Annotated in this window: 13 protein-coding genes; 12 read left to right on the forward strand and 1 reads right to left on the reverse strand. The window is 73.9% G+C overall.

Annotated elements, in window-relative coordinates:
* Nucleotides 1-22: 22 nt before the first annotated feature.
* The 12 genes from ACGFI8_RS14320 to ACGFI8_RS14375 all read left to right on the forward strand — a co-directional run bounded on the left by ACGFI8_RS14320 (nt 23) and on the right by ACGFI8_RS14375 (nt 13,785).
* Nucleotides 23-814, forward strand: a complete 792-nt coding sequence (locus ACGFI8_RS14320; RefSeq protein WP_392804321.1) for an SCO3242 family prenyltransferase — start codon at nt 23-25, stop codon at nt 812-814.
* Nucleotides 811-1,677 carry a sugar phosphate isomerase/epimerase family protein gene (locus ACGFI8_RS14325; protein ID WP_392804323.1) on the forward strand — a complete coding sequence of 289 codons (867 nt, stop codon included), beginning with the start codon at nt 811-813 and terminating at the stop codon, nt 1,675-1,677. Before ACGFI8_RS14320 ends, ACGFI8_RS14325 begins: the two co-directional genes overlap by 4 nt.
* The gene (locus ACGFI8_RS14330; protein ID WP_392804325.1) at nt 1,674-2,294 is read left to right on the forward strand and encodes an EboA domain-containing protein; all 621 of its coding nucleotides are present in this window, start codon (nt 1,674-1,676) and stop codon (nt 2,292-2,294) included. The genes ACGFI8_RS14325 and ACGFI8_RS14330 overlap by 4 nt, the downstream gene beginning before the upstream one ends.
* Nucleotides 2,294-3,145: a TatD family hydrolase gene (locus tag ACGFI8_RS14335; RefSeq protein ID WP_392804327.1), complete on the forward strand. Its 852-nt coding sequence runs from the start codon at nt 2,294-2,296 to the stop codon at nt 3,143-3,145. The genes ACGFI8_RS14330 and ACGFI8_RS14335 overlap by 1 nt, the downstream gene beginning before the upstream one ends.
* A complete protein-coding gene (gene eboE / locus ACGFI8_RS14340) occupies nt 3,145-4,299 on the forward strand; it encodes a metabolite traffic protein EboE (protein ID WP_392804329.1) in 1,155 nt (384 codons plus the stop codon). Before ACGFI8_RS14335 ends, eboE begins: the two co-directional genes overlap by 1 nt.
* 29 nt (nt 4,300-4,328) lie before the next feature.
* On the forward strand, nt 4,329-5,705 hold the full coding sequence (locus ACGFI8_RS14345) for an alkaline phosphatase family protein (protein WP_392804331.1): 1,377 nt from the start codon (nt 4,329-4,331) through the stop codon (nt 5,703-5,705).
* Between the two features lie 143 nt (nt 5,706-5,848).
* Entirely contained in the window at nt 5,849-6,805 is a 957-nt protein-coding gene (locus tag ACGFI8_RS14350; RefSeq protein ID WP_392804333.1) for an ABC transporter ATP-binding protein, read from the forward strand.
* The gene (locus tag ACGFI8_RS14355; protein WP_392804335.1) at nt 6,789-7,646 is read left to right on the forward strand and encodes an ABC transporter permease; all 858 of its coding nucleotides are present in this window, start codon (nt 6,789-6,791) and stop codon (nt 7,644-7,646) included. Before ACGFI8_RS14350 ends, ACGFI8_RS14355 begins: the two co-directional genes overlap by 17 nt.
* Nucleotide 7,647: 1 nt before the next feature.
* Complete coding sequence (locus ACGFI8_RS14360; protein ID WP_392804336.1) at nt 7,648-8,562, forward strand: ABC transporter ATP-binding protein; 915 nt, start codon at nt 7,648-7,650, stop codon at nt 8,560-8,562.
* Nucleotides 8,559-9,272 (forward strand): ABC transporter permease, encoded by a 714-nt coding sequence (locus ACGFI8_RS14365; RefSeq protein WP_392804338.1) that lies wholly within the window; start codon nt 8,559-8,561, stop codon nt 9,270-9,272. The genes ACGFI8_RS14360 and ACGFI8_RS14365 overlap by 4 nt, the downstream gene beginning before the upstream one ends.
* Before the next feature lie 155 nt (nt 9,273-9,427).
* Nucleotides 9,428-12,283 carry a BTAD domain-containing putative transcriptional regulator gene (locus ACGFI8_RS14370; RefSeq protein WP_392804340.1) on the forward strand — a complete coding sequence of 952 codons (2,856 nt, stop codon included), beginning with the start codon at nt 9,428-9,430 and terminating at the stop codon, nt 12,281-12,283.
* Nucleotides 12,284-12,351: 68 nt separating this feature from the next.
* Complete coding sequence (locus ACGFI8_RS14375) at nt 12,352-13,785, forward strand: MFS transporter (protein ID WP_392804342.1); 1,434 nt, start codon at nt 12,352-12,354, stop codon at nt 13,783-13,785.
* On the opposite strand, the gene ACGFI8_RS14380 is transcribed toward ACGFI8_RS14375, so the two are convergent.
* Nucleotides 13,745-15,868 (reverse strand): transglycosylase domain-containing protein, encoded by a 2,124-nt coding sequence (locus ACGFI8_RS14380; RefSeq protein WP_392804344.1) that lies wholly within the window; start codon nt 15,866-15,868, stop codon nt 13,745-13,747. The genes ACGFI8_RS14375 and ACGFI8_RS14380 overlap by 41 nt on opposite strands.
* Between the last annotated feature and the right edge of the window lie 94 nt (nt 15,869-15,962).

Here is a 15,962-nt window from a genome sequence, read left to right on the forward strand (position 1 = left end):
TCGGGCGCCCGCGGCGTTGTCGGTGCCCGGCGACGTCATCGCGGGGGCCGCGGCGGCGGGGCGACTCGGGCCGCGCACAGCCGGGCTCGCCGGGGCCGGCGTGCTGCTGTACTGGGCCGGCATGGCCGCCAACGACTGGGCCGACCGGGAGGTCGACGCCGTCGAGCGGCCCGAGCGGCCGATCCCGTCCGGGCGGATCCGGCCGGAGACCGCGCTCGGCCTGGCCGCTGGTCTCACCGCGGCCGGGGTCGCCGCCGCCGGACTCGCCGGCGGGCGGCGGGCGCTCGCCGTCGCGGTGCCGCTGGCCGGGGCGGTGTGGGCGTACGACCTGGGGCTCAAGGCCACCCCCGCGGGGCCGGCCGCGATGGCCGCCTGCCGGGCCCTCGACGTGCTGCTGGGCGCGGCCGGCGGGCGGCTGCGCCGGGCCGCGTGGCCCGCGGCGACGGTCTTCGCCCACACGTACACGGTGACCGCTCTGTCCCGGTCGGAGGTGGAGGGGGCCACGCCCGCGCTGCCGGCCGCCACGCTCGCCGGGACCGCGGCGGTCGCGGCCTCGGCGGCGATCGGCGCGCGGGCGCCGGTGCCGGCGGCGCTCGCCGCGCTGTACGCGCTGCGGTACGGGGCGCCGCAGGTCGCCGCCATCCGCAACCCCGACGCGGCCCGGGTGCGGGCGTCGGTGGGCGCCGGGATCCTCAACCTGCCCGCCCTGCAGGGCGCGCTGACCGCCAGGGCGGGACGGCCGCTGGCCGGGATCGCCGTCGCCGCAGCGGCCCCGCTGGCCCGCCTGCTCTCGCGGAGGGTGTCGCCGACATGAACAACGGTCTGCGGTTCGGGTACGGGACGAACGGCTTCAGCAACCACCGGCTCGACGACGCGCTCGACGTCATCGCCGGTCTCGGGTACGAGGGCGTCGCGCTCACCCTCGACCACCACCACCTGGACCCGTTCGACGCGCACCTGTCCCGGCACGTGCGCGCCGTGGCGAACCGGCTGGGCGAGCTCGGCCTCGGCGTGGTGATCGAGACCGGCGCGCGGTACCTGCTGGACAAGTGGCACAAGCACGCCCCGACGCTGCAGGACGACGAGCCGGGGCCGCGGCTGGAGTTCCTGCGCCGCGCCGTGCGCATCGGCGCCGACCTCGGCGCGGAGGCGGTCAGCTTCTGGGCCGGGGTGCGCCCGCCCGGGCTCGATCCGGACGAGGCCTGGCGCCGGCTGGTGGGCGGCTGCGCCGAGGTCCTCGCCGCGGCCGACGGCGCGGAGACGATGCTCGGCTTCGAGCCGGAGCCGGGCATGCTGGTCGAGTCGATCGCCGACTGGGAGCGGCTGCGGGCCGACCTCGGCGCGCCTGTGCAATTCGGGCTGACCCTCGACATCGGCCACTGCCGGTGCCTGGAGCCGGTGCCTGCCGACGAGTGCGTGCGCCGCGCGGCCGGCTCGCTGGTCAACGTGCAGATCGACGACATGCGCCGGGGCGTGCACGAGCACCTCGAGTTCGGCGCGGGCGAGGTCGACTTCCCGCCCGTGCTGCGCGCGCTGGCCGACATCGACTACGGCGGCCTCGTCGCCGTCGAGCTGCCCCGCCACAGCCACGCCGCGCCGAGCGTGGCCCGCGACTCGCTGGCGTTCCTGCGCGCCGCCGAGCAGCGGTCGCTGGAACGCTTCCAGGAGGTGTCATGAGGACCGAGGACCTGCACGCGGACCTGATCGCCGAGCTCGCCGACACCGTCTGGCTGGACACCGCGCTGGAGACCGTGGCGCGGCAGCCGGCGGCGATCGCGCGGCTGTTCCCCGCGGCCGGGCGCCGGTGCGGCCGCTGGATGCTGCGCGACCACGGCCGGACCCCGCCCGGCTGGAGCGTCGACGACGCCGCCCGCGTACTGCTGCTGGCCCGGCTGCCGCGCGAGTCGGCCGCCACCGAGGCGGAGCCGCTGTACCGCTACGGCGACGCCGCCGAGAAGCGCGCCGTGCTGCGCGCCCTGCCGCTGCTGGACCTGCCCCCGGCCGTCGTGCGACCGCTGCTGCTGGACGCGCTGCGCACCAACGACACCCGGCTCGTCGCCGCCGCGCTCGGCCCGGCCGCCCGGCACCTGGACGCCGCCGCCTGGCGTCAGGGCGTGCTCAAGGCCGTCTTCATGCAGCTGCCGCTGTGCGATGTCGCCGACCTCGACGAGCGCGCGGACGCCGAGCTCGCCACCATGCTCGGCGGCCTGGCGCAGGAGCGTGCGGCCGCCGGGCGAACCATGGCCGCGGACGCGACCGAGCTGCTGCACCGACTTCAGGAGAGGGTCTCGTGATGCGCATCTTCGACCCCCACATCCACATGACGTCCCGGACCACCGACGACTACGAGCGGATGGCCGCCGCCGGGGTGCGCGCGCTGGTCGAGCCCGCGTTCTGGCTGGGCCAGCCGCGCACCAGCGTCGGCTCGTTCACCGACTACTTCGACTCGCTCGTCGGCTGGGAGCCGTTCCGGGCCGGCCAGTTCGGCATCCGTCACCACGCCACGATCGCGCTCAACCCGAAGGAGGCCAACGACCCGCGCTGCCGCGAGGTGCTCGGCGTGCTGCCGCGATACCTGGAGAAGGACGGCGTGGTCGCGGTCGGCGAGATCGGGTACGACTCGATGACCCCGGAGGAGGACGAGGTGTTCGCCGCGCAGCTCGCCCTCGCCGTCGAGCATGAGCTGCCCGCGCTGGTGCACACCCCGCACCGGGACAAGGCCCGCGGCACCGAGCGCACCCTCGCCGTCGTGCGCGAGTCCGGCATCGACCCGGGCCTGGTCGCCGTGGACCACCTCAACGAGGTCACCGTCGGCGCGGTCGCCGGCAGCGGCTGCTGGATGGGCTTCTCCATCTACCCCGACACGAAGATGACCGCCGCCCGGATGGTGCACATCCTGCGCGAGTACGGCCTGGAGCGGATGCTGGTGAACTCCGCCGCCGACTGGGGGCGCTCGGATCCGTTGCTGACCCGGCGTACCGGCGAGGAGATGCTGGCGGCCGGGTTCTCCGACGACGACGTGGACCGGGTGCTGTGGCGCAACCCGGTGGAGTTCTACGGCCAGTCCAAGCGCCTCGACCTGGAACATCAGGCGCAGGCCGAGGCCACGTTCGAGGGCAACTCGATCAAACGCGGGGGCTCCTGATGCGGCTGCGGCACCCCGACGGGCAGGTGGTGCACCTGGCGTACGGGACCAACGTCCACCCGGCTGAGGACCTGCGCGGGATCGTCGCTCAGCTCGACACGTACGCGACGCCGATGCGCGAGCGGCTCGGCACGGACGTGCTCGGCCTCGGGCTGTGGCTCGGCGCCGGGGTGGCCGCCGAGCTCGCCGCCGATCCGGCCCTGCGCCGCCGGCTGCGCCGCGAGCTCGACGCCCGCGGCCTGGAGGTGGTGACCCTCAACGGCTTCCCGTACCGCGAGTTCCACGCCCCGGTCGTCAAGCGCGCCGTGTACCTGCCGGACTGGGCCGACCCGGCCCGGCTGCGCTACACCCTCGACCTGGCGCGGATCCTGGTCGACCTGCTGCCCGCCGACGCGGCGCGCGGCTCGATCTCCACGCTGCCGCTGGGCTGGCGCGAGCCCTGGGACGGCCGGCAGGTCGCCCGGGTCTGGCGCGCGCTGGACGCCCTGGCCCAGGGGCTCGCGGCGCTGGAGGTGCTCACCGGCCGTACCGTCCGCGTCGCCTTCGAACCGGAGCCCGGCTGCGTCATCGAGAACACGCTGCAGGCCACCGTGCACCTGTCCCGGGTGGACCGGCAGTGGGTGGGCGTCTGCGTCGACCTGGCGCACCTGGCGTGCGCGTGGGAGGACCCGGTCGCCGCGGTGCAGCGCCTCGCCCGCGCCGGGCTGCCGGTGGTGAAGATCCAGGTCTCGGCCGCGCTGGAGGTCACCGACCCGGACGGCGCCCGCGACGTCGTCGAGCGCTACGCCGAGCCGAAGTTCCTGCACCAGACCCGCACCGCCGGCTGCCGGCACGCGTTCGACGACCTCGACGAGGCGCTCGAGGCGCGGGCCGACGGGCCGTGGCGGGTCCACTACCACGTGCCGCTGCACGCCGCGCCCGAGCCGCCGCTGCGTTCGACCACCGGCGTGCTGCGAGCCGGCCTCGGCGCGCTCGTGGGCGGTCCGGTCGCCTCCTGCGACCACCTCGAGGTGGAGACGTACACCTGGAACGTCCTGCCCCCGGCGCAGCGCCCGGCCGGCCCCCAGGCCCTCGCCGACGGCATGGCCGCCGAGCTCGCCTACGCCCGGGACACCCTGCAGGACCTCGGCCTCAAGACCCTGGAGCGCAAATGAGCGGTACGGAGCGAAGCGGAGGTGTCGGCATGAGCAAGCCGCTGGTGGTACTGGACGTCGTCGGGCTGACCCCGCGGCTGCTGCCGCACATGCCCAACCTGTCGCGGCTGGGCGCCGCCGTGCCGCTCGAACCCGTGCTGCCCGCCGTCACCTGCTCGGTGCAGTCGACGTTCCTGACCGGCGAGACGCCGGCCGGGCACGGCATCGTCGGCAACGGCTGGTACTTCCGCGACCTCGGCGAGGTGCTGCTGTGGCGGCAGCACAACGCGCTCGTCGGCGGCGACAAGCTGTGGCACGCCGCCCGCCGCGCCGAGCCCGGCTACACGGTGGCGAACGTCTGCTGGTGGTACGCGATGGGCGCCGACGTCGACTGGACCGTCACCCCGCGGCCGATCTACTACGCCGACGGTCGCAAGGAGCCCGACTGCTACACCTACCCGCCGGCGCTGCATGACGAGCTCACCGCCCGGCTCGGCCCGTTCCCGCTGTTCACGTACTGGGGGCCGAACGCCGGCCTCGCGTCCTCGGCGTGGATCGCGCGGGCCGCGCAGCAGATCATGGCCGACAAGAACCCCGACCTGACCCTGGTGTACCTGCCGCACCTGGACTACGACCTGCAGCGCTACGGCCCGTCGGACCCCCGCGCGGCGGCCGCCGCGGCCGAGCTCGACGCGGTCCTGGGACCGCTGCTCGACGCGGCGCGGGCGCGCGGGGCGACGACGGTGGTGCTGTCGGAGTACGGCATCACGGAGGCGAGCCGGCCCGTCGACGTCAACCGGCTGCTGCGCGCCGAGGGGCTGCTCAACGTCCACACCCAGGACGGGATGGAGTACCTCGACCCGTGGACGTCGCGCGCGTTCGCCGTCGCCGACCACCAGATCGCGCACGTCTACGTGCGCGATGCGCAAGACGTCGCCGTGGTGCGCAAGCTGTGTGCCGCGCTGCCCGGCGTCGGCGAGGTGCTGGACGAGGCCGGCAAGGCCCGCCACGGCCTGGACCACGAGCGCTCCGGCGAGCTCGTGCTGCTCGCCGAGCCCGACGCCTGGTTCACGTACTACTACTGGCTCGACGACGCCCGGCGCCCCGACTTCGCCAACCTCGTGGAGATCCACCGCAAGCCCGGCTACGACCCCGCCGAGCTGTTCTTCGACCCGGCCGGGCCGGGGGCGGCGAAGGGTCGCGCCGGCCTCGCGCTGCTGCGCAAGAAGATCGGCATGCGGTACCTCATGAGCGTCGTCGGCCTGGACGCCGGTGCGCGGGCCGTGCGCGGGTCGCACGGGCTGTTGCCGGCGGCGGACGAGGACGGGCCGGTGTGGCTGTGCGACGACCCCGCGGTCGCGCCCGAGCGGGTCCGGGCCACCGAGGTCAGGTCGCTGCTGCTGGGGCTGGCCGGGCTGGCGGGGTGACGGCGGGGGTGAGGCCGGGGGTGACGCGCCGGGGTCGACCCGGAGCCGAAACCTGAGAAAAATCACAGGTAGAACCCCTAAGGAACCGCTCTCAGGTGCGTTCCGGATGGCCCAGGGGGTGCACGGTCCGTAGTCTCGGCGTCGTGACACTCATCGAGACGCGTGCGCTGACGAAGCGCTACGGGGGTGGCGTCACCGCCCTGTCGGATCTGACCCTGGCCGTACAGCCGGGGGTCATCGGGCTCGTCGGGGCCAACGGCGCCGGAAAGTCAACCTTCATCAAGATCATGCTCGGCCTGCTGGCGCCGACCTCCGGCGAGCTGCGGGTTCTCGGGCTCGACCCGACGGTCCGCGCGGAGGAGGTGCGCGCCCGCGTCGGGTACATGCCGGAGCATGACTGCCTGCCGACCGAGGTGTCCGCCGCGGAGTTCGTGACGCACCTGGCGCGCATGAGCGGCCTGCCCGCCACCGCGGCCCGCGAGCGCGCCTCCGAGGCGCTGCGCCATGTCGGGCTCTACGAGGAGCGGTACCGTCAGATCGGCGGCTACTCGACCGGCATGAAGCAGCGGGTCAAGCTGGCCCAGGCCCTCGCGCACGACCCCGACCTGCTGCTGCTCGACGAGCCGACCAACGGCCTCGACCCGGCCGGCCGCGACGCGATGCTGGAGCTGGTGCACCGCATCGGCACCGAGTTCGGCATCTCGATCGTCGTGTGCTCCCACCTGCTCGGCGAGGTCGAGCGCATCTGCGACTCGATCATCGCCATCGACGGCGGGCGGCTGCTGCGCTCCGCGACGGTCGAGGACATGACCACCAGCCGCGACGTGCTCACCGTCGAGGTCAGCGAGGGCGTCGAGCAGCTCACCGCGCGCCTGGCGGAGCTGGGCATCCCGGCCACCCGCGACGGCGCCGCGCTCAGCGTGCCGCTGGACGGCGAGGACGTGTACGACCGGATCCTGATCGCGGTCGCCGAGCTCGACCTGCCGCTGCACCGGCTCGACCAGCGCCGCCACCGGGTCGCCGAGCTCTTCCAGCCCCCGACCGTCACCGCACCCGCGCTCAGCGTTGTTCAGGAGGCCGGCCGTGGCGCCGCAGACTAGTGTCATCCACGACATCGGCTACCAGCGGTACACGGGGCCGCGCCTGGGCCGGTGGTATGCCAACCGCTCCCTCTACGAGCACAGCGTGCGCAGCGCGTTCGGCATCGGCCGGGGCGCCAAGGCGAAGTTCTTTCCCTGGATGATCATCGGCATCGTGCTGCTCGTCGCCGTGGTCGTCATCTCGATCCGGTCGCTCAGCGACCAGACGCTGATGAGCTACCGGCAGTACGCCGACAATCTGAGCTACCCGGTGATGCTGTTCCTGGCGATCGTCGCGCCCGAGCTGGTCTCCCGCGACCTGCGCGACCGCACGCTGCCGCTGTATTTCTCCCGGCCGCTGGCCCGCACCGACTACGCGCTGTCGAAGTACGCGGCGCTCGCCACCGCCGTGTTCCTGCTGCTGGCCGTGCCCCAGCTGCTCATCTACCTCGGCGCCGTGTTCACCCGCACCGACGGCTTCCACGGCGCCTGGGACGAGCTCGGCGACCTCGGCCCGGGCCTCGGCGCCGCGCTCGTGCGCGCCCTGGTCCTCGCCTCGCTCTCGCTGCTGATCGCCTCGCTGACCGGCAAGCGCGCGTTCGCCGCGGCGTTCATCGTCGGCGCCTTCATCCTGACCGCGCCGATCGTCGTCATCCTCGGCGTGCTGGGCGTCGGGAGCCTGGCGTTCCTGGCCAACCCGATGTCCCTCCTGCTCGGCCTGGAGCAGTGGATGTTCGGCGCGGCGAGCGGCAATGCGCTGCCGATCGGCGACTTCGGCCCGGTGTACGGCCTCGGCGCGCTGATCCTGCTCGGCGGCTCCGTCGGGCTCCTGCTGCTGCGTTACCGGAAGGTGGCCGCCTGAGATGAGCACCGTCGACCTGCAGCACGTTTCGCGGTGGTACGGCAACGTGGTGGCCGTCAACGACGTCACCATGACCCTCGGGCCGGGCGTCACCGGCCTGCTGGGCCCGAACGGGGCCGGCAAGACCACCCTGCTGCACATGATGTCCGGGTTCCTCGCCCCGTCGCGGGGCACGCTCACCGTCGACGGCGCGCCGACGTGGCGCAACCCCGACGTGTATCGCACCCTCGGCCTGGTCAGCGAGCGCGAGTCCGTGCACGGGTTCCTCACCGGCAAGGAGTTCGTGCTCGCCAGCGCCAAGCTGTTCCGCCTGGCCAACCCCGAGGAGGCCGCCCGCCGGGCGCTCGCCCTCGTGGAGATGGAGCCGGCCCAGGACCGGCGGATCGACACGTACAGCAAGGGCATGCGCCAGCGCATCCGGGTCGCCGCCGCCCTGGTCCACGAGCCGAGCGTGCTGCTGCTCGACGAGCCCTTCAACGGCATGGACCCGCGGCAGCGCTTCCACATGATGGACCTGCTGCACAAGATGGGCGACGACGGGCGGACCGTCCTGTTCTCCTCGCACATCCTGGAGGAGGTCGAGCAGGTCTCCGGCACCGTCCAGGTCATGGTCGCCGGCCGGCTCGCCGCCTCCGGCGAGTTCCGCACCATCCGGCGGCTGATGACCAACCGCCCGCACGTGTTCACCATCCGTTCCAGCGACGACCGGCGCCTCGCGGTCGCGCTCATGGCCCAGGACTCGGTCGCCGGCGTCGACATCGACGCGACCGGCCTGCAGGTCCGCGCGTCCGACTACGGCACGTTCACCCGGGTCCTGCCGCGCATCGCGCTCAAGGAGGGCGTGCGGGTGCGCCGCCTGCTGCCGGCCGACGAGTCCTTGGAAAGCGTCTTCTCCTACCTGGTGGGTGCCCGATGAACGCCACAGTCGCGATGATCACGGCCCGCGGCCTGCTCGGCCGGCGCCGGATCTGGCTGCTCGTACCGCTGCCGCTGATCCTCATCGGCCTGGCGCTGGTCGCCCGCGCGTTCGGCCCCGCCCCGGCCGAGTGGGGCGAGGCCATCATCGGCGGCCTGGGCTTCACGGCGGTGCTGCCGGTGATCGCCCTCATCATCGGCACCGGCGTGCTGGGCTCCGAGATCGACGACGGCACGATCACCCACATCCTGTCCAAGCCCCTGCCGCGGTCGGAGATCATCTTCACCAAGCTCGGCGTCGCCACCGGCATCACCTCCCTCTTCGCCGGCGTGCCGCTCTTCATCGTCGGCCTCATCGCCGGCGAGCCGCCGCTGGCCTTCGCCCTGATCGTGGGCGCGGTGATCGGCGCGCTGGCGTACTGCTCGGTGTTCCTGCTCATGAGCGTGCTGACCCGCCGCCCGGTGCTCGTCGGCCTCGCCTACGTCGTGCTCTGGGAGGGTGTGCTGGGCAACATCCTCTCCGGCACGCAGAAGCTGTCGATCCAGCAGTACGTCCAGGCGATCGTCGACTGGCTGGCCCCGACCGACCTGCTGCACGGCAACGTGTCGGTCCCGGTGAGCTGCGTGATGGCGGGTGTCTTCGCGGTGGCGTCGACGGCGTACGCGGTGCACCGCCTGCGCACCCTCTCGGTCGCCGGCGAGACCGGCTGAGCCTTGCGGCCGGGGCCTGCACCTGGCGCCGCGGCGGTGGGATCGCCGGCGGCGCCTCCCCGTAGGTACGGGCCCCGGCACCCAGGTCGGAGGGCATCCAGGACTCTACGAACCGAGTCGATAAAAACTCGATACGTGCTGTACAAATGCTTTCGATGGAGCTCGACGTCCGGTTGCTGGGCCCGCTCGAGGTGCGCCGCGACGACGTTGCGCTCGACCTGGGCACCCCGAAGCAGCGCACCGTCCTGGCACTGCTGCTGTTGCACGCTAACCATCCGGTGACCGCCGGCCGGGTGGTCGAGGAGCTGTGGCCCGGCGAGGCGCCCAGCTCCGCGGTGGCGAACGTGACGACCTACCTGTCCCGCCTGCGCCGCGCGGTCGCCGGGGACGGCTGCGCGCTGGAGCGCCGCGACGGCGGGTACACGCTGCGGGTGCGGTCCGACGCGATCGACGTGCACCGCTTCACCGGGCACGCCGGGCGCGGCGACGCCGCCTGGGCCGCCGGCGACCCGGGCGCCGCCGAGGGGCACTGGCAGCAGGCCCTGGCCATCTGGCGGGGCGCCCCGTTCGACGGCCTGCCGACCGGGCCGGAGCTCGACGCGGCCCGCGCCGAGTGGGGCGAGCGGCGCCTGAGCGTCACCGAACGGCATGCCCGGGCCCGGTTGCGGCTGGGCCGCCCCGGCGACGTCGTGGCCGAGATGCGCCGGCACACCATCGCCGAGCCGCTGCGCGAGACCGGCTGGCTGCTGCTCGTCGCCGCCCTCTGGGACTGGGGGCACGGCGCCGAGGCCCTGGAGGCGTACGAGCGGGCCCGCGCGGTGCTCGGCGAGCAGCTCGGCGTCGACCCCGGACCCCGGCTGCGCGGCCTGCACCAGGCAATCCTCGCCGACGACCACGGCGCCACCCGGCGCCTGCTGGACGACACCGCGTGGCGGCCCACCGAGGAGGCCGGGTCAGCCCCGGTGAGCCCGGCCCCGATGCGCCCGGCCGTGGCGGCGCCGGCCGGGCCCGCGCAGCTGCCGCTCGACGTGCGCGGCTTCACCGGCCGCGCCGAGGAGGTCGCCCGGCTCGACGCGGTCCTCGACCGGGCCGGGACACAGCCGACCTCGGTCGTCATCTCCGCCGTGTCCGGCATGGCCGGCGTCGGCAAGACCGCCCTCGCACTGCACTGGGCGCACCGGCGGCGGGCGCACTTCCCGGACGGGCAGCTCTACGTCAACCTGCGCGGCTTCGACCCGGCGGGCGCGGCGACCAGCCCGGCCGAGGCGGTGCGCGGGTTCCTCGACGCGCTCGGCGTGCCGGCGCAGCGCATCCCGGCCGACTTCGACGCGCAGGCCGCGTTGTACCGCAGCCTCGTCGCCGGCCGCCGCATGCTGATCGTGCTCGACAACGCCCGCGACTCCGAGCAGGCGCGGGCGCTGCTGCCCGGCGCACCCGGCTGCCTCGTGCTGGTCACCAGCCGCAGCCGGCTCACCGGCCTCGTCGCCCTCGACGGCGCCCAGCCGCTGCTGCTCGACGTCCTCGGCCGCGACGAGGCGCGCCGCCTGCTCGCCCACCGCCTCGGCGAGGACCGGGTCGCGGCCGAGCCCGGCGCCCTCGACGAGATCATCGCCGGGTGCGCCGGCCTGCCCCTGGCGCTGGCGATCGTCGCCGCGCGGGCGGCCATCAACCCGCGGTACACCCTGGGGCTCCTGGCGGGGCAGCTGCGCGCGGAAGGCGGCGGCCTGGACGCGCTCGCGGAGGAGGGCCTGACCTTCGACGTGCGTGCCGTGTTCTCCTGGTCCTACCACCGGCTGAGCCCCGCCGCCGCGCGGCTGTTCCGGATGCTGGGCCGCCTGCCCACCCGCGACACGTCGGCGCCGGCCGCCGCGAGCCTTGCCGGCGCGCCGCCCGAGGAGGTCCATGCGCTGCTCGCCGAGCTGGCCGGGGCCAACCTCGTCACCGAGCACGTCGTCGGCCGCTTCACCCAGCACGACCTGCTGCGCGCCTACGCCGCGGAGCTCGCCGCGACCTCCGCCACCGCCGACGACGGCCGGGCGGCGTTGCGGCGGCTGCTGGACCACTACACGCGCACCGCGTGCGCGGCGGCGGCGCTGCTCAACGCCCATCGCGACCAGGTCGCCCTCGGCCCGCCCGAGCCTGGCGCGTCCGCCCAGCCGGTCGCGACCGCCGAGCAGGCCCTCGCCTGGTTCGCCGCCGAGCGGGCGGCGCTGGTCGCCGCCGTGCGCTTCGCCGCCGCGAACGGCTTCGACCGCCAGGCTTGGGAGCTGGCGTGGGCCGCCACCGTGTACTTCGCCCGGCAGGGCCACGGCGCCGAGTGGGCCGACACCCAGCACGCCGCGCTGCGCGCTGCTATCGCGACCGGCGACCGGCGCCGCCAGGCCGAGGCCCATCGGGCCCTGCTGCGCGCGTACGGCCGGATGGGCCGCGACGCCGAGTCCGACGAGCACGGCGAGCGCGCCCTGGCCCTCTTCGCCGAGCTCGGCGACGCGCGCGGCGCCGCCAACACCCACCTGAACTTCGCCTACGCCCTCACCCGCCGTGGCCGCCACCGCGACGCCCTGCACCACGACGAGCAGGCGCTGGGGCTGTACCGCGAGCTGGGCGACGTCCTGCGCCAGGCCGAGGCGCTGCAGTCGGTCGGGTGGCAGTACGGCCTGCTCGGCGACCACCGGCAGAACCTCGAGCACAGCCGCCGCGCCCTGGCGATGCTGCGCGACCTCGGCGCGTTCTCCCAGGCGGCGAACACCCTGGACAGCATGGGTCACGCCCACCACCACCTCGGCAACCTCGACGAGGCCGTGGCCTGCTTCGAGGAGGCGCTCGCCCTGGCCCGCGACTCCGGCGACCGGTACGACGAGGCCGAGTTCCTGACCCACCTCGGCGACACCCTCCACTCGGCCGGCCGCGCCGGCGAGGCGCGCGAACGCTGGCGGCGGGCCCTGGCCATCCACGAGGCGATCGGCCATCCCGACGCCGCGACCGTCCGCGCCCGGCTCGGCGGCCGATGACCGGCGGACGCCCCCTTGGGCGTCCAGCTGGAGATCAGGTGGCCAAGAGCGGCCCGCGATGGTTGGGTATGAGCGTGCATCGGGTCTACAGCGTGGTCGTGTTCATCATTCTGGCCTCGCTCGACAATGTGGCCATCGGGCTGGTGCCGCCGCTGTACTCGCCGATCAGCCGCGCCCTCGGGGTCGGGGAAGGGGCGCTCGGCGTCGTCACGGCCATCAGCTACCTCGTGACCGCGGTGGCCGCCGTCGCGTGGGCATACGTGGGTGACCGTACCGACCGCAAGCCCGTGCTGATGATCGGCACGCTGATCTGGGCCGTCGGCACCGGTGCCACCGCGTGGGCCGGCGGGTACTGGGGGTTCCTCGCCGCGCAGCTGTTCGCCGCCGTCGGCCTCGGCGCCGTCGGGTCCGTCGGATTCTCCGTGGTCAGTGACCTCATCTCGCCCCGGCGGCGCGGGCTGGTGATGAGCCTGTGGGGGCTGTCGCAGGGGGTGGGGACGCTGGCCGGCGTCCTCGTCGCCAGCCAGCTCGGCGGCGCCGACTGGCGGACCCCGTTCTACGTGCTGACCGTGCTCGGGGTCGTGGCCGGCATCGCGTACTTCACCACCGCCGACATCCGGCGCGGGCAGAGCGAGCCCGACCTTGCCGCGGTGTTCGCGGCGGGCGAGGAGTACGAGCACCGTATCTCCCGCGCCGACCTGCCGCGCATCGTCGCCCGGCGGACCAACGTCTGGCTGATCATGCAGGGGCTGACGGCCCAGGCGGCGTTCGGCTCGCTGGTCTGGCTGCCGCGGCTGTTCCAGGCCCGGGCGGAGGCCCAGGGGTACGACGAGCAGACCGCGATCGAGATCGGCGGGCTGCTGACGACGCTGTTCCAGCTCGGCGGCGTGCTGTCGATCGTCGGCGGGCTCCTCGGCGACCGGCTGCAGCGGCGCGACCCGGGCGGGCGGGCCAAGGTAGCGGCGATCGGCATCCTGGCCGGCGTCCCGCTGTACGTGCTGCTGTTCTTCGCCCCGCTGCGGCTGCCGGCCCCCGGGACCACGACCGGGCCGGCCGCGGCGCTGGTGCTCGGCTCGCTGTTCACCTCGCCGAGCCTGCTCGGCGCGTTCCTGCTGGCGCTGCTCGCGCTGGCGCTGACCTCGGCGAACTCGCCGAACTGGTTCGCGCTCATCGCCGACGTCAACCCGCCGGAGCACCGCGGCACGGTGTACTCCCTGGGCAACCTCGTCAACGGCGTCGGCCGCGCGGCCGGCAACGGCCTGGTCGGGGCGGTCTTTGCGGCGCTGGCGCGCAGCTTCCCGCCGCCGGCGAACCTGGCCATCGGCCTGGCCGCGTTCCAGGTGTTCTTCGTGCCGACCGGGTTCATGTACTGGCGGGCGGCGCGCACCGCGCCCCGGGACATCGAGGACGTGCACGCCCTGCTGCGGGCGCGCGCCGCCACGGAGTCGCCTTCGGGCCCGATCAGTCCGAGCCGAACGCCCGGAGGCGGCTCGGCGGGGTGAAGTCCACGACCGGCTGGCCCTGCAGGGCCGCCTTCAGCGTGTAGGCGACCGCGTTGTTGACGACCGGGTGCGACATCGTCCGGTCGGTCTGCGGGTTGTCCGGGTCGGTGAGGATCCCGGCGACCGCGAGCTGCTTGGTCATCGCCACGAACGTCGCGCTCTTGCCGCTGTCGGTGGTGCCGGTCTTGCCGGCGACCGGGCGGCCGACGTCGTCGCGCACGCCGGTCGCCGTGCCGCCGTTGGGGCAGGCGCCGAATGCGGACTGGTCGCCGACCGGGCACCGGGCCATGTCCACCGCGGCGCGGGCGATGTCGGGCTCGACCACCGCGTGGCACTGCGGGTCGCCAGCGTTGATCTTGTTGCCGTTGAGGTCCTTGATCTCCACCACCGGGGTCGGGGCGCAGTAGACGCCGTCGGCGGCGAGGGTCGCGTAGGCGTTGGCCAGGTCCAGCGGCGTCGTGTCCGACACGCCGAGGGTGAACGCGCCCCACTGCTTGGCGTCCTTGGCGAACGCCGCGTCGCTCGGCGAGCGGAACTGGATGCCCAGCCGCTTCGCCACGTCGACCACCTTGTCGGCGCCGACGCGCTGCTCCAGCGGTACGAAATAGGTGTTGAGCGACAGGCCGAAGCCCTGCCACATGTCGAACGTGCCGGTGGGGTCGCCGGTGGAGTTCCTCGGGCAGTAGTGCGGCCCGTTGCACGCCGCGGGGCTGCTGGCCGAGATCGGGTAGTCCGAGACGAACTGGTCCTGCACGTCCTCGGTGTGGCTCAGGGGCAGCCCCGCCTCCAGCGCCGCCACCGCCGTGAAGATCTTGAACGAGGAGCCGGCCTGGTAGCCGGGCACGCCCGGCCCGCCGGTGATGAACGGCACCGTCGTGTTGGGGTAGTTGCCCTTCTGCCCCTTCCTCGACGGGTTGGTGCTGGGCCCGTTGGCGCTCTGGTCGTTGCTGAAGTTGCGGTTGGTCGCGAGGGCCTGCACCCGCCCGGTGCCCGGCTCGACCGCGGCGACCATGACGGCCTCCGGGTTGCCCATGCCGACCTTCGCGCCGCCGACGTTCGGCTGGTCCTTGGCGTACTTGAACGCCGCCGCCTGCGTCTGGAGGTTCAGCGAGCTGACGATCGTGTATCCGCCGGCGCGCAGCCGGTTCTCCCGCTCGAACGAGTCCGCGCCGAACGCGGGCTGGTCGAGCCACCACCGGCGCAGGTAGTCGCACAGGAACCCGGCGCCGAGGTCGGGCCGCTGCACCGACTCGCACCCCTCCGGCGTGCGCTGCCCGACGATGGTGAGCTTCGTGGCCTTCGCCTCGGTGCGCTGCTGCGCCGTGATGTAGTGCATCGCCACCATCTGGTCCAGCACGTACCCCTCGCGGGCGACCGCCCTCGGCAGCCCGTCGGCGGTCGCCGGGTCGTTCGTGGACGGCGCCTTCACCAGGCCCGCGATCAGCGCCGACTCGGGCAGCGTCAGGTCCTTGGGGTCCTTGCCGAAGTAGACGTGCGCGGCGGCGTAGATGCCGTAGGCGCCGTGGCCGAACGAGGAAATGTTGAGGTACCGCTCGAGGATCTGCTGCTTGGTGAGCTTCTTCTCCAGCGCCATGGCGAGCTTCATCTCGCGCAGCTTGCGGCCCGGCGTCTTCGCGGTCGCGTCGACGACCTCCTGCGGCGTCTTGGCCGAGTACGCGGTCACCTGCCGCACGTACTGCATCGTCAGCGTCGAGGCGCCCTGCTGGTCCCCGCCGTTCTCGTTGTTCACGAACGCGCGGGCCACGCCCTTGAGGTCGACGCCGCGGTGCTCGTAGAAGCGCGTGTCCTCGGCCGACACGATGGCCTGCGCCATGTACGGCGACACGTCGGCGATCGGCACGTCGCGCCGGTTCTCGTCGTACATCATCGCGAGCAGCGTCTTGCCGTCGCTGGCGTAGATGTAGGAGATCTGCGGCGACGGCAGCACGTCGAGCGAGGTCGGCAGGTCCTCGAACGTGTCGGCCCCGCCCTTGGCCATGAGCCCCGAGACGGCGAGCCCCGGGAAGATCGCCGCGGCGACCACCACCCCCGCGAACAGCCCGCACAGCAGCAGGGACGCCAAGCCCCTCAGGGCAACGTGTCGACGCAGACGCACCCTGCAAGCCATACCCGACCGCGGCGCCGGCGACACGTGAAAAATGACACCGGGACCGTTG

It is taken from the genome of Dactylosporangium sp. NPDC048998 (assembly GCF_043197855.1).
Taxonomy (GTDB): domain Bacteria; phylum Actinomycetota; class Actinomycetes; order Mycobacteriales; family Micromonosporaceae; genus Dactylosporangium.